This is a genomic window from Micromonospora sp. WMMD956 (assembly GCF_029626125.1).
GTDB lineage: Bacteria > Actinomycetota > Actinomycetes > Mycobacteriales > Micromonosporaceae > Micromonospora > Micromonospora carbonacea.
In genome coordinates this window covers 4,309,511-4,329,666 of the sequence record NZ_JARUBI010000005.1, presented here as the reverse complement: position 1 = coordinate 4,329,666, position 20,156 = coordinate 4,309,511, and the positions used below count along the sequence as shown (strand labels likewise).

General features: G+C 73.5%; 15 protein-coding genes. 8 read left to right on the top strand and 7 right to left on the bottom strand.

Features of this window, described 5'->3' with window-relative positions:
- The first annotated feature begins 238 nt into the window (after positions 1 to 238).
- The 5 genes from O7628_RS19585 (at position 239) to O7628_RS19565 (ending at position 4,727) form a co-directional block, all read left to right on the top strand.
- Positions 239 to 1,684, top strand: a complete 1,446-nt coding sequence (locus O7628_RS19585; protein ID WP_278132587.1) for an XRE family transcriptional regulator — start codon at positions 239 to 241, stop codon at positions 1,682 to 1,684.
- Entirely contained in the window at positions 1,681 to 2,607 is a 927-nt protein-coding gene (locus O7628_RS19580; protein WP_278132585.1) for an aminoglycoside phosphotransferase family protein, read from the top strand. Before O7628_RS19585 ends, O7628_RS19580 begins: the two co-directional genes overlap by 4 nt.
- Before the next feature lie 148 nt (positions 2,608 to 2,755).
- Positions 2,756 to 3,550: an inositol monophosphatase family protein gene (locus tag O7628_RS19575; RefSeq protein ID WP_278132583.1), complete on the top strand. Its 795-nt coding sequence runs from the start codon at positions 2,756 to 2,758 to the stop codon at positions 3,548 to 3,550.
- Between the two features lie 98 nt (positions 3,551 to 3,648).
- The gene (locus O7628_RS19570; protein WP_278132580.1) at positions 3,649 to 4,167 is read left to right on the top strand and encodes a hypothetical protein; all 519 of its coding nucleotides are present in this window, start codon (positions 3,649 to 3,651) and stop codon (positions 4,165 to 4,167) included.
- A 146-nt stretch (positions 4,168 to 4,313) separates the two neighbouring features.
- Positions 4,314 to 4,727, top strand: a complete 414-nt coding sequence (locus O7628_RS19565) for an SRPBCC family protein (RefSeq protein ID WP_278132578.1) — start codon at positions 4,314 to 4,316, stop codon at positions 4,725 to 4,727.
- A gap of 59 nt (positions 4,728 to 4,786) precedes the next feature.
- Here O7628_RS19565 and O7628_RS19560 read toward each other — a convergent pair whose 3' ends face one another.
- The gene (locus O7628_RS19560; protein ID WP_278132576.1) at positions 4,787 to 4,984 is read right to left on the bottom strand and encodes a VOC family protein; all 198 of its coding nucleotides are present in this window, start codon (positions 4,982 to 4,984) and stop codon (positions 4,787 to 4,789) included.
- Between the two features lie 204 nt (positions 4,985 to 5,188).
- On the opposite strand from O7628_RS19560, the gene O7628_RS19555 reads away from it, so the two are divergent.
- Positions 5,189 to 8,251, top strand: a complete 3,063-nt coding sequence (locus O7628_RS19555) for a DEAD/DEAH box helicase (RefSeq protein ID WP_278132574.1) — start codon at positions 5,189 to 5,191, stop codon at positions 8,249 to 8,251.
- Between the two features lie 3 nt (positions 8,252 to 8,254).
- Here the strand turns inward: O7628_RS19555 and O7628_RS19550 are convergent, their stop codons facing one another.
- From O7628_RS19550 to O7628_RS19540, 3 genes are read right to left on the bottom strand one after another with little or no spacing between them, the layout of a single operon-like run.
- Positions 8,255 to 9,259, bottom strand: a complete 1,005-nt coding sequence (locus O7628_RS19550; RefSeq protein WP_278132572.1) for a hypothetical protein — start codon at positions 9,257 to 9,259, stop codon at positions 8,255 to 8,257.
- 60 nt (positions 9,260 to 9,319) lie between these two features.
- On the bottom strand, positions 9,320 to 9,694 hold the full coding sequence (gene yidD / locus O7628_RS19545; protein WP_278132570.1) for a membrane protein insertion efficiency factor YidD: 375 nt from the start codon (positions 9,692 to 9,694) through the stop codon (positions 9,320 to 9,322).
- Between the two features lie 45 nt (positions 9,695 to 9,739).
- Positions 9,740 to 10,945, bottom strand: a complete 1,206-nt coding sequence (locus O7628_RS19540; protein ID WP_278132569.1) for a hypothetical protein — start codon at positions 10,943 to 10,945, stop codon at positions 9,740 to 9,742.
- Between the two features lie 248 nt (positions 10,946 to 11,193).
- Here O7628_RS19540 and O7628_RS19535 point away from each other — a divergent pair, with 248 nt between their 5' ends.
- Together O7628_RS19535 and O7628_RS19530 are read left to right on the top strand one after the other, a co-directional pair.
- Positions 11,194 to 12,846: a gluconokinase gene (locus O7628_RS19535; protein WP_278132567.1), complete on the top strand. Its 1,653-nt coding sequence runs from the start codon at positions 11,194 to 11,196 to the stop codon at positions 12,844 to 12,846.
- Positions 12,797 to 14,344, top strand: coding sequence for an SLC13 family permease (locus O7628_RS19530; RefSeq protein ID WP_278132565.1), 1,548 nt, complete (start codon positions 12,797 to 12,799; stop codon positions 14,342 to 14,344). Before O7628_RS19535 ends, O7628_RS19530 begins: the two co-directional genes overlap by 50 nt.
- Before the next feature lie 708 nt (positions 14,345 to 15,052).
- On the opposite strand, the gene O7628_RS19525 is transcribed toward O7628_RS19530, so the two are convergent.
- The 3 genes from O7628_RS19525 to O7628_RS19515 form a co-directional block, all read right to left on the bottom strand.
- Positions 15,053 to 17,266 (bottom strand): EAL domain-containing protein, encoded by a 2,214-nt coding sequence (locus tag O7628_RS19525; RefSeq protein ID WP_278132563.1) that lies wholly within the window; start codon positions 17,264 to 17,266, stop codon positions 15,053 to 15,055.
- Between the two features lie 222 nt (positions 17,267 to 17,488).
- Complete coding sequence (locus O7628_RS19520; RefSeq protein ID WP_278132561.1) at positions 17,489 to 19,024, bottom strand: hypothetical protein; 1,536 nt, start codon at positions 19,022 to 19,024, stop codon at positions 17,489 to 17,491.
- The gene (locus tag O7628_RS19515; RefSeq protein WP_278132559.1) at positions 19,021 to 20,148 is read right to left on the bottom strand and encodes a hypothetical protein; all 1,128 of its coding nucleotides are present in this window, start codon (positions 20,146 to 20,148) and stop codon (positions 19,021 to 19,023) included. The genes O7628_RS19520 and O7628_RS19515 overlap by 4 nt, the downstream gene beginning before the upstream one ends.
- Between the last annotated feature and the right edge of the window lie 8 nt (positions 20,149 to 20,156).

Genomic DNA, 20,156 nt, shown 5'->3' with positions numbered 1-20,156 from the left:
CCCCGGAACCCGGCACCCGCCCCGGGCCATGCGGTCGACGATCGACGCTGGCCAGGGGTTCCACCATGTACTGATGATCGTGAGAGTCATGCGCGCTGAGCATTTGGCCGATCACTCGCAGCCGCCGAGCGTCCGGACGTCCTCGATATGCGCGCTACGTATACCGAACCCCCACGGAGCGGGTTGACTGGATACGCTCGACTTCGGACTCAGCCGCCCGCGATTGGCGAGGTTCCCGGTGACACCTGCGAACTGTCCACGCTGCGGCGGGCGACTCGCCCGCGACAACGACAGCGGACGCTGCACGCCCTGCCAGGCCGCCGAGCGAGACCGGCTCGGCACGCCGCCGGTGGTGCCCGCTTCCTTCTGGGAGCACCAGCCGGTACGACAGGCGCTCGCCGAGCGGCACCTCGGGCGGGTGATCAGGGCGTACCGGTGCCATCCCTACCACGGGCGGCACCCGCTGCCGCAGACCGTGGTGGGGGGATGGCTGGGGATCACCCAGGCGCAGTTGAGCCGGGTGGAGAACGGCCCACCGCTGGTGCACCTGGACCGGCTGGCCCACTGGGCAGGGGTGTTCGGCATCCCTAGGGCCTACCTGTGGTTCACCCCGCCAGGCCGGAGCCACATGACGGGTGTCGCCGCCGAACGCGAGCCACAGCCCCCGGGGCCGGACGAGGGCCGGCGAGCGCTGTTGGCTGGCATCGCCGCCGTAGCGGCGGGCGCGGGCCTGACCAGCAGCACGGACATCATGCAGCCCCGACGCATCGGCGCTGCGGATGTCGCGCGCCTGAACGCCGTGCTGACGCTCTATCGATCGGTGGACCGGGAATGCGGGGGCGGCCTGCTGTATCAGGAGGTGGCCCGCTTCGCCGAGTCGGTGTACCGCATGCTCGACTGGATGCACCCAGCCGGGCTCACCCCACGGCTGGTGGCAGCGGTCGCGGCAGCCCGCCAGTTGGCCGGCTGGACGGCTTTCGACGCGGGCAGGCACGCTGACGCCCAGCGGCACTTCGTCGCTGGTGAACGGGCCGCCGTCACCGCTGGCGATGCGCCACTGGCTGCGATGATCCGCTATGCGCAGGCCAAGCAGCTTCAGCACCTGCGACACAACCGGGACGCCCTCGCGACGCTCCAGTTCGCGCACGCCCAACTCGGATCGCAGGCCACCCCGGCGGTCAAGGCCCTTTTCTGGGGCGCGGAAGCCGCCTCCGTTGCCGCGCTTGGCGATCATCAGACTGCGGTGACCACCTTGGGCAAGGCCAATGATCAGTTCGATCGCATCAGCCACGAACGTGAGCCTGGGTGGATGGGCTTCTACGACCGGGGTGAGCTGCTCGCCCAGTACGGCCGCGTCTACCGGGACGGGGCGCGGCAGGACAGCAGACACGCACCCGAGGCGGTGCGTTGGACCGAGGACGCCGTCGCGGCGTTCGACGTGGCCAACGTGCGCAGCACGGTGTTGAACGAGGTCGGATTGTGCAGCGCGCTCTTCCTCGCTGACGAGCCAGAGCGAGCCCTCGCCGTGGGTGCCCGGGTGCTGGAGCAGGCACGTGGGATCAGCTCCCGACGGGTGATCGATCGTGTCGTCAACCTGCGTCGAGATCTGTCGCGGCATCGGGAACTGCCGGAGGTTGCCGCCTTCGAGCGGGCGCTCACAGCCCGCGCTGTGGCCGCTGCATGAGTGGGCGGTTCTCGGAGCAGGTGATGACGGAGGCGATGCGAGATGTCGCAGGCATCTTGGGTGTTCCCTGCGGGGACGCACAGTTGCTGCGGTTGACCAACAACGCTGTCTTCGCCCTGCCGAGTTCGGGCGTCGTTATCCGGATCGCCCGTACGCACCGGCTCCGCGACCGGGTGACGAAGGTCGTGCAGCTCGCGCGCTGGTTCGCCGACATCGAGGCACCGACCATCCGCCTGACACCGGGCGTCGAGCAGCCGGTCGAGGTCGGCAACCTGGTCGCTTCGGTGTGGGAGTACGTCCCACCAGGATCGCCCGCCCCGACGGTGAAAGACCTCGGCCTTGTGCTGCGGGAGTTCCATTCGCTCGGCGTGCCACCGTTTCCGCTTCCTGCCTGGGACCCGGTAGATGACGCACGCAGACGATTGGCCGACGCCGACGGCCTTCGCGGGAGTGACCGTGAATTCCTGGTGCGGTGGTGCGACCGCCTGGAGCCACAGATAGCCGCCCTGTACCAGCGCGCGGAACGGAATCTCATCCACGGGGACGCTCATGTCGGCAACCTGCTCCGACAGCAGTCGGGCCGGGTGGTGATGTGTGACTTCGACGCCACCTGTGTTGGCCCATGGCAGGTTGATCTGGCGGCGGTCGCGGTGGGCGAGGAGCGATTCGCACGCTCGGGGGTACACGAGGCGTTGACCACTGCCTACGGCTGCGACGTGACCTCCGACCCCTCGTGGCGGCTGCTACGGGAGGCACGCGAGTTGAAGATGATCGTCGCCGCCGTGCCTCTTCTTACCGCATCCGAGGAGGTAGCCGCCGAATTCGACCGGCGTCTCCATTCTGTCCGCGAGGACGATCGTGGGACGCGCTGGACACCGTTCGCTGATCTCACCACGTCGACCAAGAATGCGGCACGACGATGACTGACGTACGGCTCGCGCGACCAACGGCAGCTTCTTCCCGGTCCGGCGACGCGCCCGCAGGACGCGGGGGCATCCGCCGCAGGCGCGTGCCGCCTGTATCCGGTCGTCGAGCAGTTCTTCGAATCGCAGTGGCAGCGGGGCAGCAAGTATGAGCGAATACCGGCACCTGCTTCCGGTCGCGGAGGCGGCGGTAGCTCGGGCGGCCGAGACGATGCGGCACCGATCCCCTGGCCCGCTCACCGCCAAGGGTGAACGGGACTTCGCGACCCAGCTCGACTACGAGATCGAGCGGGAGGTCCGCGCCTTCCTTCAGGCCGCCACTCCTGAGATCGGCTTCCTCGGCGAGGAGGACGGGGTCCACGCCACCGGCGAGATGCAGTGGGTCCTCGACCCGATCGACGGGACGGCTAACTTCGTGCGCCAGATTCCGTTGTGCGCGGTGTCGCTGGGGCTGCTGCACGGAGACGACGCGGTCCTCGGTGTCGTCGAGGCGCCCTTCCTGGGAAACCGGTACGCCGCCGCCCGCGGCAACGGCGCGACAGTCGACGGGAAGCCCATCCGGGTGAGCGACACCAGCAGGCTGAGCGACGCGGTGGTGGCGATCGGCGACTACGCCGTCGGGCCGGACGCCGCAGTCAAGAACCGGTCCCGGCTCGCCCTGACGGCCCGGCTGGCCGAGGCGGTGCAGCGGGTGCGGATGACCGGGACAGCCGCGCTCGACCTGGCGTGGCTGGCGGAGGGGCGGATCGACGCTACGTTGACGTTGTCCAATCACCCGTGGGACATGACTGGCGGAACGGCTATCGCCCTGGAGGCAGGTGCGATTCTGGTCGACCGGGACGGAAGCAACCACTGCGCTCGGTCGGCCATGACCCTCGGCATCGCGCCCGGCCTGACTGATGAGGTGCTGACGCTGGTGGGAGCGGCCCTGAGTGAGGACTGATCAGCGACGCTATCGATCGGCACAACATTCGCGCTCGAACGGCGGCAGATCCGGATACCCGAGTGCGAGTCAGGCCGGCTCGGGATTACCGTACCGTGATGACCTTCGACTTCGGTATTACCGGCTACCAGCCTGCCTGGCTGAACGGAGCTGCTGAGGTCGCCGGTCGTCACGCGCATCGGCTGCGGGGCCTCGTCGGCCGGCGGCTGACGTCCAGTTGGGTGGTGTGGGATGACGATGACGACACCTGGTTTGCCGACTGCCCGGTGGTGTTCGACTTCGACGACGAGCGCCTTGAGGTCAATCATCAGAAGTTTGATGATCTGTCGATCACGTATGGGTCGATCGACGTGACGCGGAAGCCGGTGTGGCCGACCTCGGACGCGTTTCGGCTCCGCTGGCGCAGCGATGCTCCCGCACTGTTGGCTGCTCGGCACGGGCAGAGGCTTGAGGCGGTGGAGGTTCTGGAGTGGGCCGGGGGTGGCCTGGCGGACGGTGCCGTGGCGTTGGGCCTGCGATTCGTGAGCGGCTGGTTGACGATCTACAACGCGCTGGACGAGAACGGGATTGAGGAGGGCGATCCCTCCCTGCGGTACCGCCGACACCGACTGGGGTGAGCGTGCAACTGCATGGCTCGACCGAGCCGTCGGCGGCATGAGCGGATGTCAGTTCGGGCGTGCCGGGGTCCTTCTGGTGCTCCGTCAGGGGGCCGATAGGCTGCGGCGGCCGTCCCGCCTTCAGACAGCGATGGGAAGTATCGATCATGGCCACGGTCTGTGTCGAAGTCGCCATCGACGTGCCCGCACAGCGCGTGTGGGAGGCCATCGCGGATGTCGGCGCGGTACACCGGCGACTGTTGCCCGGCCGGGTGGTCGATGCCCGGATCGAGGGTGACGTACGCATCCTGACAATGCCGGACGGGGCGCAGGTACGGGAACTCATCCTGGCGGTCGACCACACCATCCGCAGGATGGCGTACGCAGTGGTAGAGGGCCAACGGCTGCCACTGACCTACCACCACGCGGCGTTCCAGGTGCTTCAAGAGGGCGACCACAGCCGGCTCGTCTGGCTGACCGATGTCCTTCCGCATGCGATGGCCGATGCGGTGAGGGCCCGGCTCGAACGAGGGATCGAGGAGATCAGAGAGGTGCTGGAACTCAACGGATCCGAGCGGTAGTGCCGCTCCTGTCGAACAGCGGCAGGACCCCACCAACCGCTGAACGCCGCACTGCTGGTTCAGCCCCGATGGTGCGCGGTGTTGATCACGTTGCCGTCTGGTGCCCGGACAAAGAACCGGCGTGCACCCCATGGCTCTGTGGTCAGCGGATGCACAGTCTCGTATCCGCGTTTCTGCGCATTCTCATAATCACCTTCCACGTCATCCACCTGGACGAAGATGGCCGGGTCTTCGGGTGCAGTTGCGTCGCGCGTCACGAGTTGGACGTTCGACCCGCTGTCGGAAGAGATCTATCGGGCCACCCATCCCAGGTTGTTCTCCGAACGCTGCGGCGATCCGACTCGCATACTTCGGTCGTGGCCGGTCTTTGGGGAGCACAGAGAAAATCACCGGGCGCGAAGCTCCATGCACTCAATTCGGCATGAGCGCTCGTCGAGCACGGGCACGTTAACCTCCGACCCATGGACGAGCCTGAGGTCGGCATCTACGAGCATCTGATCACCCGCCAGCTCGCCACCCGCCTCCACCACCTCGACCCGGCCCACGTCCAGCACCACCCCTTGGACCCGGCCGACGCCCACCAGCCCCTCACCCGGCACCTCGCCGCCCTGATCAGCCGCGCCCTGCAAGCCGTCCCCGGCGGCGACGACAGGCTGCACCGCCAGGTCGACCTGACCAACCGGATCGCCGAGGCCATCGCCACCCTCAGCCCCACCGCCACCGACGACCACGACCAGGTCACCGACGCCCGCAACCTGCTGCACGCCATCGCCGCGCCGCCCACCCCGCCCGCGCAGCCGACCTTCCCGGCCCGGCCGACCACCCCGCTCTCCACCGGCGCGCTGCTGGTCAACGGCCGCCACCAGCCGCGCATCGGTCACGAGGTCACCCACGAGATGGCCTCGGCCGACCGGGTCGACCTGCTGTGCGCGTTCATCAAGTGGCACGGGCTGCGCATCGTCGAGCCGGCCGTCCGCGAGCTGATCGGCCGGGGCGGGACGCTGCGGGTCATCACCACCACCTACCTCGGTGCGACCGACCAGCGGGCGCTGGACCGGCTCGCCGAGCTGGGCGCCGAGGTCAAGGTCTCCTACGAGACCAGGACGACCCGGCTGCACGCGAAGGCGTGGCTGTTCCGCCGGGGCAACGGCCTGACCACGGCGTACGTCGGGTCAAGCAACCTGTCGAAGGCAGCGCTGGTCGACGGGGTGGAGTGGAACGTCCGCATCTCCGACGCGGAGCAGCCGCACGTCATCGACACGTTCACCGCCACGTTCGAGGACTACTGGAACGATCCGGCGTTCGAGGCGTACGACGCCGGGCGGGACGGTGAGCGGCTGCGCGCCGCGCTCAGCGGGGAACGGCGGGAGGGATCGCCGACGCAGATCGCGAACCTGGACGTGCGGCCGTACCCGTACCAGGCGGAGATCCTGGCCGACCTGGACGCGGAGCGGCAGGTGCACGGCCGGCACCGCAACCTGGTGGTGATGGCGACGGGCACCGGCAAGACCGTCGTCGCCGCCCTGGACTACCGACGCCTGCGCCGCAGCGGCACGGTCGACTCGCTGCTGTTCGTCGCGCACCAGGAGCAGATCGTGCGGCAGAGCCTGTCGACGTTCCGGCAGGTGGTGGGTGACGGCAGCTTCGGCGAACTGCTGGTCGGCGGGAGCGAGCCGACAGGCTGGCGGCACGTCTTCGCCTCGATCCAGTCGCTGCACCGCCGGGAGATCGACCCCGGGGCGTACGACATGGTGATCGTCGACGAGTTCCACCACGCGGAGGCACCGACGTACGCCCGGTTGTTGGAGCGGCTGCGTCCGCGCGTGCTGCTGGGGCTGACGGCGACCCCCGACCGGGCCGACGGCGGCGACGTGCGGCGGTGGTTCGACGGCCGCGCCGCCGTGGAGCTGCACCTGTGGGAGGCCCTGGAGCGGCAGTTGCTGGCCCCGTTCCAGTACTTCGGGGTGCACGACGGCACGGACCTGTCGCACCTGCGGTGGCGGCGCGGCCAGGGGTACGACCCGGGCGAGCTGGGCGCGATCTACACCGGCGACGACGCGCGGGCGCGGCTGATCCTGCGGGCCGTGCGGGACACCGTGGACGTGGGGCGGATGCGGGCGCTCGGGTTCTGCGTGAGCATCGGGCACGCCGAGTTCATGGCGGACTGGTTCACGGGTCACGGCGTGCCGTCGGCGGCGGTGACGTCCCGGCTGGACCGGTCGGCGCAGCACGGGCTGCTGCGCGACTTCCGGGCCGGGAAGCTGCGGGTGCTGTTCACCGTCGACCTGTTCAACGAGGGCGTCGACCTGCCGATGGTCGACACGATCCTGCTCCTGCGGCCCACCGAGAGCGCGACGGTATTCCTCCAGCAGCTCGGCCGGGGCCTGCGCCTGGACGACGACAAGCCCTGCCTCACCGTGCTGGACTTCATCGGCGGGCAGCACGCGAACTTCCGGTTCGACCTGCGCTGGCGGGCCCTGACCGGGGTGAGCCGGCGGGCGGTCCGGGACGCGGTCGAGCAGGACTTCCCCATGCTGCCCAGCGGCTGCCACGTCGAGCTGGACCGGGTGGCGAAGGAGGTGGTGCTGGCCAACCTCCGCAGCGCCCTGCCCACGTCGAGGAGGGGCCTGGTGGCCGAGCTGCGGCAGCTCGGGGACGTCGACCTCGCCGGGTTCCTGCGGGAGACCGGCCTCGACGTCGAGGACGTCTACCGCTCGGCGGCGGTCGGCGGGTGGGCCGGGCTGCGGCGGCTCGCCGGGCTGGACACCCCGGCCCCCGGCCCGGACGACCGCGAGTTGGGGCGGGCCATCGGGCGGATGCTGCACCTGGACGACGCCGACCGGCTGGACCTGCTGGCCCGGGTCGCCGCCGGTGAGCGGCCGGGGCCGGGGCGGCTGTGGGACATGCTGCACTTCGACCTGTGGGGTCCGCAGGCCCCGTTGACCGACCGGGACGCGCGGCTGGCCCGGCTGTGGGCGGAGCCGGCGCGCTGCGCCGAGCTGCGGCAGCTCGCCGGGGTGCTGCGGGACCGCATCCACCGGGTCACCGTGCCCGTCGGCGCGCTGCGGGTGCACGCCCGCTACAGCCGCAACGAGGCGTGCGCGGCGTTCGGGATGCCGAACCCGGGGTCGCTGCGGGAGGGGGTGAAGTGGCTGGAGTCCGAGCGGGCGGACCTGTTCTTCGTGACCCTGGTCAAGTCGGAGCGGCACTACTCCCCCACCACGATGTACGCGGACCGGGCCGTCACCGACCGGCTGTTCCAGTGGGAGTCGCAGAGCACCACGTCGGCGGCGTCGGCGACCGGGCAGCGGTACGTCAACCACGAGCAATCGGGGTCGAGCGTGCACCTGTTCGTGCGGGAGACGCGGGTGCCGGACCGGGACCTCGGCGCGCCGGCCTACCTGTACGCCGGGCCGATGGCGTACCGGCGGCACACCGGGGACCGGCCGATGCGCATCGTCTGGGAGTTGGCGCACCCGTTGCCGGCCGACCTGTACGCGGCAGCCCGCGCCATCGCCGCATGAACGTCAGCTGTGCTGCGCCCGGTGGAACAACGGGCGGGTGACCGACGTGGTGAACTGCGGGCCCACGAGGTAGCGCTTCCCGGGGAGCCAGCCGTGGGAGTTGTCGCCGACCACGACACCGAGCCCGGTGTGGCGGTCGAAGTCCGCGAACCGCGGGCCGCCGCTGGAGCCGCCGCCCATCACGCACTCGGTGCCCCACTGGCCGGGCGGCTCCGGCCAGTCCTCGGTCGCCTGCTGCTCCACCGCCGGGCCCGCGCAGTAGGCGAGGCGTTCACCGGTGTACTCGGGCAGGCCCTCGCGGGCCTTGTCCGAGCTGGCCCGTGGGTAGCCGAACTGGTGCACCACCCGCGCGCCGGGCACGTCGTAGCCGATCCGCTGGGCCGCGCCGACGGCGTCCTGCACCCGACGTCCGTCGCTGTTCGGGTGGAGCACCACGAACGCCTGGTCGTACGAGTCGTAGCGGCTGTCGATCTGGTCGTTGCGCAGCCACGTCGAGGGGGCCACCGACAGCCGGCCGACGAACGTGCCGTACGGCGCGTGGCCGTCGCGGTAGCCGGGGACGAACAGCACGTTGCCCGACCACTGGTTGTCCTCACCGATCAGGTCGGTGTTGTTGACGCAGTGGGCGGCCGTCACCACGGTGCTGCGGTTGGCGCTGTCGAGCACGGTCGCCGTGCAGCTGCTGTCCTCGCCGTGGTCGGTGAAGAAGAGCCGCCCGACGGTACGCGGGACGGCGTTCGCCCGCGTCCACGGCGCGCCGTCCGGCCCGGCGACGGCCGGCACCTCCGCCGACGGGGTGGTGAGCGCGGCGATCCGCTGCGGCGTCCAGTACGCCAGGACGGCCTGCCGCTGCGCCGCGGTGACGGCGACGGCGTGGGTGGCGACGGGACCGGGCTTCGCGGCCACGGCCTGCGGGGCGGCCCCGGCCAGGGCGGTCGTCACGAGCACGGTGACCGCGCCCGCGACGCCGACGCTGCTGCGCCAGCCAGAAGTTGGCTTCGATGTCATGGCGGGAAGCGTAGGAACCGAATGTCAGGAACTCGTTGAGCGGCTACAGGTGAGCACGTTTCAGTCGACCGGGTCGTGGGTGCCCCGGGGCACGTGCGGCTTGCAGCGGCGCAGCCGCTCGGCGGCCATCCGCCCGCCCACGGCCAGGCCGTGCCGCTCCACGGCGGCCAGCCCGTACGCGCTGCACGTCGGGGTGTAGCGGCACTGGCCCGGCCAGCGGTGCGACAGCCACCGGCGGTAGCCGAGGATCGCGGCCCGGCCGGCCCGGTCGACGACCGGCGCGCGGGTCGCCCCGGCGGCCACCGAGCCGAGGGTGAGCAGGAACGAGAAGAGCCCGAAGTCGCAGCAGTCCGGGCCGTCGCAGTCGCAGTCGGTGCAGGAGTCGACGCTGCGCCGCTTCTTCTTGCGGTGCCGGTCCCGCTTGAGGCTGAACATGCCCACGATCATCCGACACCCGCGCCACCTGACCGAACGGAGGAGTCAGGACCAGACGATGCGGCGGAGCCCGTCGTGGGCGGCGCACACGTCGGCCCGGCCCCCGGTGAGGGTGAGCGCGCCGTCGCGGCACTGCACCAGGTACCCCGTCCCGGCCCAGAAGTCCTGGCCGCAGTCGAAGTAGTCGCACACCCGCACGTCGGGCCGGCGGATGCGGGAGCCGCCGCAGTAGTCGTACCCGAAGGGGTTGGCCGGCGCGCCGCAGAGCCGGTCGCGCGTCGCGGCCGGTGGGGCGGGGGAAGACGCGGCGGTGGACGACACGGTGCCGTGCCGCGGTTTCGACGCGGACGCCGCGGCGGCGCGGGCGGCGGGGAGCCCGGTCGGCCCGGCGGTGGGCGGCGCGGCCGTGGCGGCGGCGGCGACGTCCGAGCCGGGCCGCACCGGCGGGTCCGACTCGAACAGCACCGCGGGCACCAGCAGCGCCGCGGCGGCGGCCACCGCGACGGTACGCCGGCCGCCCGGCACGAGGGAGGTGATCCGGGCCTGCGCGGGGGTGGCGATGGCGGGGCGGAACGGCCGGGTCTGGTCGTGCTCGGCGATCAGCTCGTCGAGCTGGGCCAGCACCGCGCCGCGCTGCTCGATGGCCTCGGCGAAGGCCAGGGTGAGGGTGAACCGGAACTCGGCGGCGGCGTCGGCGGGCAGCAGCAGGCCGGAGGTGCGCCGCCGGTCGAGGACCTGGATCAGCGTGATCGGCGCCGCCGGGTCGTGGGCCAGGCCGGTCATCCTCCCGTACGTCCAGTCGCGCCGGCCCCGCCCGCCGAGCAGGACGAGGCGGCGGTCGGTGAGCACGGCGAGGCCGGCGTCGGTGACCTTGACCCCGTCGGGGCGGCGGTGGTGCAACGCGGACCGGCCGGGGTCGACGCACAGGTCGGGGGCGGGGAGCACGGCGGTGTGCCGCAGCTCGACCAGTTGCACGGCGGGCAGCGCCCAGAACACCCGCTCGCCGGGGGCGAGCTCCAGGGGCAGCCCGGCTCCGGCGTTGGCCTGGCGGCCGAAGTCGGCCGCCGCCGCGCGCCGCCGCCGCAGCTCGTCGTCGCGTCGCCGCCAGGCCCGCTCGGCGTCGCGGTACGTCCGCTGCCGCCGCTCGTTCTGCCGGTGCGCCCACCGGTACCGCCAGGTGGCACCGGTCGACTGCCGCCGGGTGAAGCCCGGCGAACTCCCTGTGGAACCCGTCGAATCAGTCTTCGCCACGCCGACTCCTTCGCCGCGCGAGCCACCAACCGGGGTGTCACCCGGATCAACGGCACCGACGGAGCCGACGGCCCCGTCGAAACGCGCTAATCACCCGATCGGTGGACCAATAGGCACAGTAGGGGGATGGCAGCACGTCGATTCACGTTCCCCGCCGGGACCCGTGTGCGGAGGTTGATCACTGGGTAACGCCTTCCGCAGCCCGGCGCGGGCAGGCGTGCCGGCGCCGCCGACGCCGAGGAGGAACCGTGGCCGACCCGGACCAGCACCCGCACGTGGTGATCGGGGTCGACATCGGCACCACCAGCACGAAGAGCGTCGCGTACGACACCGACGGGCGGCAGCTCGCCAGCCACTCGGTCGGCTACCCGCTGGACGAGCCGCAGCCCGGCTTCGCCGAGCAGGACCCGTCGCTGATCCTCGACGCGGTCGTGGAGACGATCCGCACGGTGGTGGCCGGGCTGCCGGGGCCGGTCGCAGGGCTGTCGTTCAGCACCGCGATGCACAGCCTGATCGGGCTGGACCCCGACGGGCAGCCGCTGACCCCGTCGGTGACGTGGGCCGACTCCCGCGCCAGCCGGCAGGCCGAACGGTTGCGCGCCGCCCGGTCGGGGCTGGCGCTGCACCGGCGCACCGGCACCCCCGTGCACCCGATGGCGCCGCTGCCGAAGCTGGTCTGGTTCGCCGAGCAGGAGCCGAAGCTGTTCGGGCGGGTCGCGCACTGGGTCGGCATCAAGGACCACGTGCTGCTGCGGCTGTGCGGCGCGTTGGTCACCGACCACTCGGTCGCGTCCGCCAGCGGCCTGATGGACATCCAGACCCGCGCCTGGGACGCCGAGGCGCTGCGCATCGCGGGGATCAGCGAGGAGCAGTTGCCGCAGCTCGTGGCGACCACCACGGTCCTGCCGGGGCTCACCGCCGAGTACGCCGCCGCCACCGGCCTGCCGGCGGACACCCCGGTCGTGGTCGGCGCCGGGGACGGCCCGCTGGCCAACCTGGGGCTCGGCGCGGTGCGGCCGGGCGTGGTGGCCTGCTCGATCGGCACCAGCGGGGCGATGCGGGTGATGGTCGAGCGCCCCGCCGTGGACCCGCTCGGCGGGGTGTTCTGCTATGCGCTGACCGAGGACCGCTGGGTCGTCGGTGGCGCGATCAACAACGGCGGGATCGTCCTCCAGTGGGCCGGTGACGCGCTCGCCCCCGAGCTGGGCGAGGACTCCGAGGAGGAGCTGCTCGCCCTGGCCGCCCGCGCCCCCGTCGGCTCCGGCGGGCTGGTCATGCTGCCGTACCTGCTCAGCGAGCGCGCGCCGCACTGGAGCGCGCTGCCCCGCGGCGCGTACGTCGGGCTGACCCACGGCCACCGCCGCGAACACCTGGTCCGGGCGGCGCTGGAGGGGGTCTGCCAGCAGCTCGCCCTGGTGCTGGCGTCCGTGCGGTCCGCCGGCAACGAGGTGCGGGAGGTGCGGGCCAGCGGCGGGTTCGCCCGCAGCCCGCTGTGGCGGCAGATGCTCGCCGACGCCCTCGGCATGCCGGTGCGTTTCCCCGCCGGGCACGAGGGGTCGAGCTTCGGCGCGGCGCTGCTGGGCATGCAGGCCCTCGGCCTGATCGCGTCGGTCGACGTCGCCGCCGACCTGGTCCGCATCGACGAGACGGTACGCCCCGACCCGGCCGCCGCCGCCACGTACGCCGCCCTGCTCCCCGTGCACGCGGAGCTCTACGAAGCGCTCGTCCCGACGTTCACGTCACTGCGGCGGCTGGCCCCGGACCTCCCGCCGGAGCCGCCACCCACCGCCCCACCCATGTGCTCGCCCGTGCCGCCGTCGGCACGGACGCCGTCCGAAGGTCGTGATACCCGTGGTCACACTCCTCGCCGCACCGGCGGAACCCCTCACCGACGCCGGTGACGCCCAACTGATCGTCGCGGCCCTGCTGGGCATCGCCGCGGTGGTGGTCCTGATCGCCTGGGGCAAGGTGCATCCGTTCCTGGCGCTGATCCTCGGCGCGGGCGTGCTCGGCGTCGTCGCCGGGGTGGGGGCCGAGGCGATCGTCACCTCGTTCAGCGGCGGCGTCGGCTCCACCGTCGGCGGGGTGGGGCTGCTGATCGCCCTGGGGGCGATGATCGGCGGTCTGCTCGCCGAGTCCGGCGGGGCGGACGGCATCGTCACCCGCATCGTCGACCGGGTCTCCGGCCGGGCCCTGCCGTGGGCGATGGCCGGGGTGGCCGCTCTGATCGGCCTGCCGCTGTTCTTCGAGGTCGGCGTGGTGCTGCTGGTGCCGATCGTGCTGCTGGTCGCGAAGCGCACCGGCATGTCGCTGATGAAGGTCGGCATTCCGGCGCTGGCCGGGCTGTCGGTGCTGCACGGCCTGGTGCCGCCGCACCCCGGGCCGCTGGTGGCGATCTCGTCGCTCGACGCCGACCTTGGCCTCACGCTGGGGCTGGGCCTGCTGATCGCCGTCCCGACGGTGATCGTCGCCGGGCCGGTCTTCGGCAACATGATCTCCCGGTACGTGCCGGCGACCATCCCCGAGGCGCTCCTGCCGACCCGCACGCCGGCCGCCGCCGGCGGAGCGGAGCGGGGGACGGCCGGGCCCGGGGCTGACGGGCCAGCGGCGGCCGGGCGGCGGCAGGCCGATGTGGACGGCGAGCTGCTCACCGAGGACGACCTGGTCAACCCGGGCACCGGCCGGCCCGGTGTGCCGGTGGACGACTCCGGCACCGAGACCGCCCGGCGGGCCCCGAAGTTCTGGCCGGCGGTGATCACGGTGCTGCTGCCGGTGGTGCTGATGCTGCTGCGCGCCATCGGCGAACTGGCCCTGGCCGAGGACACGCCGGGCCGCCGGGTCCTCGACATCGTCGGCACCCCGATGGTGGCGCTGCTGGCCGGGGTGATCGTGGCCATGTTCACCCTCGGCTTCCAGGCCGGATTCAGCCGTAAGCAGGTCTCGTCGGTGCTCGGCGGATCGCTGCCGCCGATCGCGGGCATCCTGCTGATCGTCGCGGCCGGCGGCGGGTTCAAGCAGGTTCTGGTGGACGCCGGGGTGGGCAACCTGGTCGCCGACGCCGCGAAGGACGCCAGCCTGTCGCCGCTGCTGCTGCTGGGCTGGCTGGTCGCCGTCGGCATCCGGGTGGCGACGGGCTCGGCGACGGTGGCCACGATCACCGCCGCCGGCATCGTCGCCCCGCTCGCCGCAACGATGGACCGGCCAGGGGTCGCCCTGCTGGCCCTGGCGATCGGCTGCGGGTCGCTGTTCTTCTCGCACGTGAACGACGCCGGCTTCTGGCTGGTGAAGGAGTACTTCGGGCTGACCGTCGGGCAGACCATCAAGAGCTGGTCGGTGCTGGAGACGATCATCTCGGTGGTCGGCTTCGCGGGCGTGCTGCTGCTCGACCTGCTGTGGTGACCTGCGGACGGCGGGCCTGCCCGCCGGTGTGGCGGCCGGCTCGCCGGTGTGGCGGCCGAAGGCGGGGAGGGTCGTCATGCGCCCTAGGGAGCTGATGTCGTGGATGACTCAGAGCGGGGTACCCGGACCGGTCGCCGGCCGGGAGCGCCTCGGGGCACACCGGAAAGCACCCGGAAGCGCCGGGGAGCGGACCCGGGACCCCGGTTGCGGGCGCTCGGAAGGGCCGAATGCCGGATGCTCGGCAGCGCCGGATGTCGGGGGCCGGGTGCCGGGTACCGGTGCCGGTGCCGGTGCCGGGTCATCGCAAGCGCCGGGTCCGGCACGCTCGGAAGTGCCGGGTGACGGGTGCCGGGTAATCGGGAGCGCCGAGTCCCGCACGCTCGGGAGCACCGGGTGCCGGGCTCGGGAGGCCGAGCGTCCATGCCGTGATGTCGTAGCTGACTCAGCTCGCTAGGGGCCCGAAAGCACCATGGGGGACGGAGCCGGAGGGGGAGGAAGAAAAGAAGCGCGCGGGCCGAGGGAACGAGGCCGGGCCGCCATCGACCGGCCGCCGGCACGCGCCGGACGACGGCACACGCCGGACGACGGCACACGCCGGACGACGGCACACGCCGGACGACGGCACGCTGGGCGACGGCCGAACCGATCGCCGAGCGGATGCCAGACGGGGGCAGGCTCGGGTCAGCTCGGGTCAAGCCCGGGTCAGGCTCAGTTGCGGGCCGCCGGGGCGAGGGCGGCGCGCAGGCCGGCGAGGCCGGTGGGGCGGCCGTACCGCCAACCCTGGCCGTGCACACAGCCGATGGCGGTGACCGCCTCGTGCTGCCGGTCGGTCTCCACCCCCTCGGCCACCACGGTCAGGTCGAACGCGTCGGCGAGCCGGGTCACCATCTCCACCGTGGCGTACGCGCGGGCGTCCTCGCCGAGCCGGGCCACGAACGACCGGTCGATCTTCAGCTCGGTGGCGGGGATGCGGTGCAGGTAGCTCAGCGACGAGTAGCCGGTGCCGAAGTCGTCGATGGCGATGCGGATGCCCAGCTCGCGGAGCTGGCGCAGCCGGTCCAGCACCGCGTCGCTGCCCTCGATCAGGGCCGACTCGGTCAGCTCCAGGGTGAGCGCGCGGGGGGCGAGGCCGGCGCCGGCGGTGGCCGCGGTGACCGTGGCGATGAGGTCGGGCCGGCGCAGGTGCGCGGCGGCGATGTTGACCGCGACGGTGGCGTCCGGGTTGCGGTCCCGCCAGGTGGCGGCGGCCCGGCACGCCTCGTGGATCACCCACCGGTCGATGGGCAGGATCAGCCCGGTCTCCTCGGCCAGCGGCAGGAACCGGGCGGGGGTGAGCAGTCCCAGCCGGGGGTGCCGCCAGCGCACCAGCGCCTCCGCGCTGCGCACCTCGCCGGTGGCCAGGTCGACGATCGGCTGGTATTCCAGGTGCAGCTGTTCCTCGTCGACGGCGCGGCGCAGGTCGGCGATCAGCTCGGCGCGGCCCACCGCCGCCTCCCGCAGCGCGGCCGTGCACGTGCGGTACGCGGACTTTCCGGCCGCCTTGGCCGCGTACATGGCGATGTCGGCGTCGCGCAGCAGGTCAGTGTGGGAGGCGTGCTGCGGGCCGTACTCGGCGATGCCGATGCTGGCCGAGGGGTGCACGCCGGCCTCCTCCTCGCCGGGCGAGGGTTGCAGGGCGTCGAGCAGCCGTTCGGCCAGGTGCTCCGGGCGGACCTGCCGGTCGCCGTCGACGAGGACGGCGAACTCGTCGCCGCCGAGCCGGGCGACGGTGCCGTCGTCGGCCACGGCCGCCTTCATCCGGCCGGCGATGCTGGTCAGCAGGTCGTCGCCGGTGACGTGCCCGAACCGGTCGTTGACCTGCTTGAAGCCGTCGAGGTCGAGCAGCAGGACGGCGACCGGCGGGCCGTCGCGCAGCGCCCGGCGCAGCCGGCGGGTGAAGGTCAACCGGTTGGGCAGGCCGGTGAGCTGGTCGGTGTAGGCGAGCCGGCGCAGCCGGGCGACGAGCCGCAGGTTCTCGTTGGCGGCCAGCCCCTGCCGCAGCGCGAGCACCCCGAGCAGGGCCATCATGCCGACGAAGACCAGGTGCGGGGTCTGCCCGGTGGGCTGGCGGGCCAGCACCACCGCCACGATCGCGCCACCCACCGGCAGGTACGGCAGGGCGACGCGCCACCACGGCGGCAGCGGCTGCTCGGCGGCCTCCTCGGAGGGGTCCCAGGCCGGCGGCGGCGGGTAGTGGGCGGCGACGCCGATCAGCAGGTAGCTCAGCGGCCAGCACACGTCGATCGGATGGCCGGGGGCGTAGCTGCCGTGGGCGAACAGGGAGACGTACGCGGCGTCGGCGAGCGCCCGGGTGCCCAGGCTCGCCCCGATCGCGGCGAGTGGCCGCCACATCGGGCGGGTCGTGCCGGCCACCGCGACGAGGACGGTGAGCTGCATCAGGTCGAGCATCGGATAGAGCAGCCCGAAGGTGCGCAGCGGGTCGGCCAGGTCGGCGTCGGCGACGTCCCGGAACACCACCACCCAGCCGATCGGGATGAGGGCCAGCCCGACGATCACGCCGTCGAGCACGGTGCGGGCCCGGCCGACGGCGTTGCGGGGCGCGGCGGCACAGCAGAGCAGCGCGGCGGTGCCGGTGCCGATGCCCAGGGTGAACAGCACGCCGATGAGCATCGTGTGGGGCAGGGCGTCGTCGCCGAGCCGCTGCACCGTCCACACCGTGCGGCCGAGGGCGGCGAGGCCCATGGTGACCGCGAGCAGCACCCAGAACCGGCGCAGCGGCGCCGGGTGCCGGCGGGCGGCCCGGACGCAGGCGTGCGCGGCCCAGCCCGCCACGGCGATCGCGGTGAGGTCGCTGGCCAGGGCCGCGCCGGGCAGGGCGGCGATCAGCCAGGTCAGCTCGACGAGCAGGATCGCCGCGGCCACGGCGAGGCCGACCCGGCCGGGCCGAACCGCCCGGGCGGGAGCCGCGCAGGCGGGACGTGCGTCGTGGGGCAGCACAGTGTCGTCCGGCTCTCTCTCCTGCGCGCACCCTCGACGGCGAGGACCGGTGATTGACGGCGAACCACGAAAGCGTAGCCAGCCGCCGGGCGGGCCGCCAGGCCGGTGCACAGAGGACGGTGGCGCGCCCCGGATCGGAGCGACGGCTCAGGCCCACTCCTCCGCCGGGTCGCCGTCCGCCGGCCCCGCCAGCGGGCCGGGGGCGGGAGCGGGGAGGACGGGGGCGGCCGGCGGACCGCCGTGCGTCCACGGGGTCTCCTCCGGGGCGGGGAACGACCCCGCCGGCAGGAAGCCGTCCGACAGGGTGGTGAGGCAGAGCCGCTCCCCCACCTCCGGCACCGAGCCCGGCGGGGCGGTCAGCCCCCGGCCCATCCCGCCGGAGAGCTCCAGCACCACCTCGGTCTTGCCGTCGGCCGCCGGGGTCAGGAAGACCACCCGCGCCTTCTGTCCGGGCCGGGCCGGCGAGTGGAGCGTCGCGCCGACCGGCACCGCCACCGGCTCGGTGGTGACCACCTGGATGCGGGGGCGCAGCACCGGCCGCTTGCCGGTGTCGTCGACCCGCGCGGGGTCGGCGAGCGTCACGTCCCCGACGAACGCCTCCCCGGTGAGCCGGTGCTCGGCCATCACCAGCGGGTCGTCGTAGGCGCGCTGCACCGCGTACGAGGCCGCGGCCCGCTCCAGCCGGTGCAGCCGCACGGCCGCCGCCACCGCGCCGTCGCGGCGCGGCTGCGGCCCGCCGCCGGCGTCGACGTGCTCCGCGTGGCCGGTGAAGGCGTCCCGGTCGCCGGCCCAGCGCCCCGCCACCCGCGCCCCCGCCGGCAGGGCGGCGAGCAGCCCCAGGCCGCGCCACACCAGCTCCCAGGTGGGCGCGAGCTGGCCACGCAACGCCAGCTCCAGCTCCGCGTACGCGGCCCGCCGCGCCGCCTCGTCGTCGGCCGCGTCGGCGTAGGCGGCGATGGCCGGGGCGAGCACCCGGTTGTCGAACTCCGGGTCGGTGGCCGGGCCGGCGGGCGGGCAGCGCGCCGGGTCCTCGGCGCGGGCCGCCGCCTGCGCGCCGGTGAGCCCCGGCGGCGGGTCGAGCCAGCCCAGCACCGCCGGCAGGTGCTGGTCCTCCACCGCGCTCTGCCCGGTGGCCCAGTGCAGGGTCAGCGCGTCGGTCAGCGCCAGCAGCGCCGACGAGCCGGGGTGCTCGGCCCGCTCGGCGAAGAACGTCAGCCAGCGCCCGAGCAGGGGCACCGCCGGGTGCACCGGGTAGTCGCCGTCGGTGCGGCGGAACCGGGTGGAGCGGCCGAACAGCCGCAGGAACGTCACCCCGGCCGGGTTCGGCACGACGAGCTGTGGCGCGTCGACGTACCGGTGCCGGACGTCCCGGCCCCGGTCGACCGCGACCGCCTCCGTTTCTCCCCGGAACGAGTCCAGGTAGGGCAGCACGATCCCGGCCAGCTCGGCGGCGAACGCGAACCGCTGGTCGCGGTTGCGCGGCTGCGGCACGATCAGCAGCCGCGCCGCGTCGGGAGCGTCGCCGACCAGCGCCGCGAGGGGGGCGTTCGCCTCGCCCGCCATCGTCAGCGGCACCAGCACCAGCGGCCGGTCCGACAGGTGCAGGTGCCGGACGGTGGCCACCGGCTGCGCCACCCCGGCGGCGAGCGCCTGGGCCTTCGCGAGCGCGCGCAGCGTACTCATGCGGGCTGACCGGCCAGGGCGTCGGCGCGCAGCCGGGCCGCGGCCCGCAGCAGCGCGGCGGCCTCCGCCTGCTCGGGCGCGCCGGGGTCGGAGCCGGCGGCCAGCGCGAGGACCTCGGCCACCGTCGCGACCCCGCCGAGCGCCTCGCGGACTGGCCGGCCCAGCGCGGCCGTCTCGGCGCGGGTCTCGGCGCGGCAGAAGTATGCCAGCTCGCAGGCCGCGAGGCAGTCGGGGGCGTAGCGGGCCGGCACCGACGCCAGCGACCGGCGCAGCCGCTCCGGGTCGGCCGACGGGTCGGCGGTGAAGTCGGCGGGCAGCCGGGCCAGCAGGTCGTCGACGCGGGCCATCCGGTCGAGCTGGCGGCGCAGCACCAGCAGTTGCTTGCGCACGTCGACCAGGCTGGCGACGGGCCGGTTGGCGAAGTCGCGCGGGCAGACGAGCACCACGTCGGAGGAGACCAGCGCCGCGTCGTGCCCCTCGGCGGCGAGCAGCTCGCGCAGCGCGAGCACGTAGACGGCCGACTGGATCGCGGCGGCGGCCACCTTGCCCGGGTCGGCCTGCCCGTCGATCACCGGAAACGACTTGATCTCCACGACGTGGAACCGGCCGGCGAGGCGGGCCGCCACCAGGTCCGGTTCCAGGTGCACCCGCTGGCCGGCGACGTCGAGGCCGAGCAGCGGGTGGTCGAACAGGGCCGCCGGGTCGTCGACGCCGGCCGGCGCGGCGGCGGCCAGCGCGGCGCGGGACCGCGCGGCCCGGCCGGGCTGGCCGGCGGCGTCGGGCCGCTCGCCGTGGTCCTCCGCGCCCAGGTCGGTCCAGGTCGCCGGGCCGGTCGGGTCCACGCCGAGCCGCTCGGCGACCAGCCGCAGCAGCTCGGCCCCGCCGTCGGCCTTGACCTGCGCCTCGAAGGCGTTGCCCCGGGTGATCGCGAAGCGGGACTGCCCGAACCGGGCCGGGAACCCGACCCGCTCCGCCAGCCCCGGCTTGTCGGCCCCCGCGCTGTCCAGCACGGCCCGGCGGTCACAGCCGGGGTTGCCGGTCAGCGCGGCGATCGTCCGGGCGTTGTGCCGGCGCGGCGGCCCGCCGCCCCGGATCTCGGCCAGTCGCCGCGCGGTGCTCGTCACGACACGCC

What these genes read in the sequence shown, in the direction of transcription:
- O7628_RS19580 (WP_278132585.1), top strand. Translation starts at nt 1,681, where the DNA reads ATGAGTGGGCGGTTCTCGGAGCAGGTGATGACGGAGGCGATGCGAGAT.
- O7628_RS19575 (WP_278132583.1), top strand. Translation starts at nt 2,756, where the DNA reads ATGAGCGAATACCGGCACCTGCTTCCGGTCGCGGAGGCGGCGGTAGCT.
- O7628_RS19570 (WP_278132580.1), top strand. Translation starts at nt 3,649, where the DNA reads ATGACCTTCGACTTCGGTATTACCGGCTACCAGCCTGCCTGGCTGAAC.
- O7628_RS19565 (WP_278132578.1), top strand. Translation starts at nt 4,314, where the DNA reads ATGGCCACGGTCTGTGTCGAAGTCGCCATCGACGTGCCCGCACAGCGC.
- O7628_RS19555 (WP_278132574.1), top strand. Translation starts at nt 5,189, where the DNA reads ATGGACGAGCCTGAGGTCGGCATCTACGAGCATCTGATCACCCGCCAG.
- O7628_RS19550 (WP_278132572.1), bottom strand. Translation starts at nt 9,259, where the DNA reads ATGACATCGAAGCCAACTTCTGGCTGGCGCAGCAGCGTCGGCGTCGCG.
- yidD (WP_278132570.1), bottom strand. Translation starts at nt 9,694, where the DNA reads ATGTTCAGCCTCAAGCGGGACCGGCACCGCAAGAAGAAGCGGCGCAGC.
- O7628_RS19520 (WP_278132561.1), bottom strand. Translation starts at nt 19,024, where the DNA reads ATGAGTACGCTGCGCGCGCTCGCGAAGGCCCAGGCGCTCGCCGCCGGG.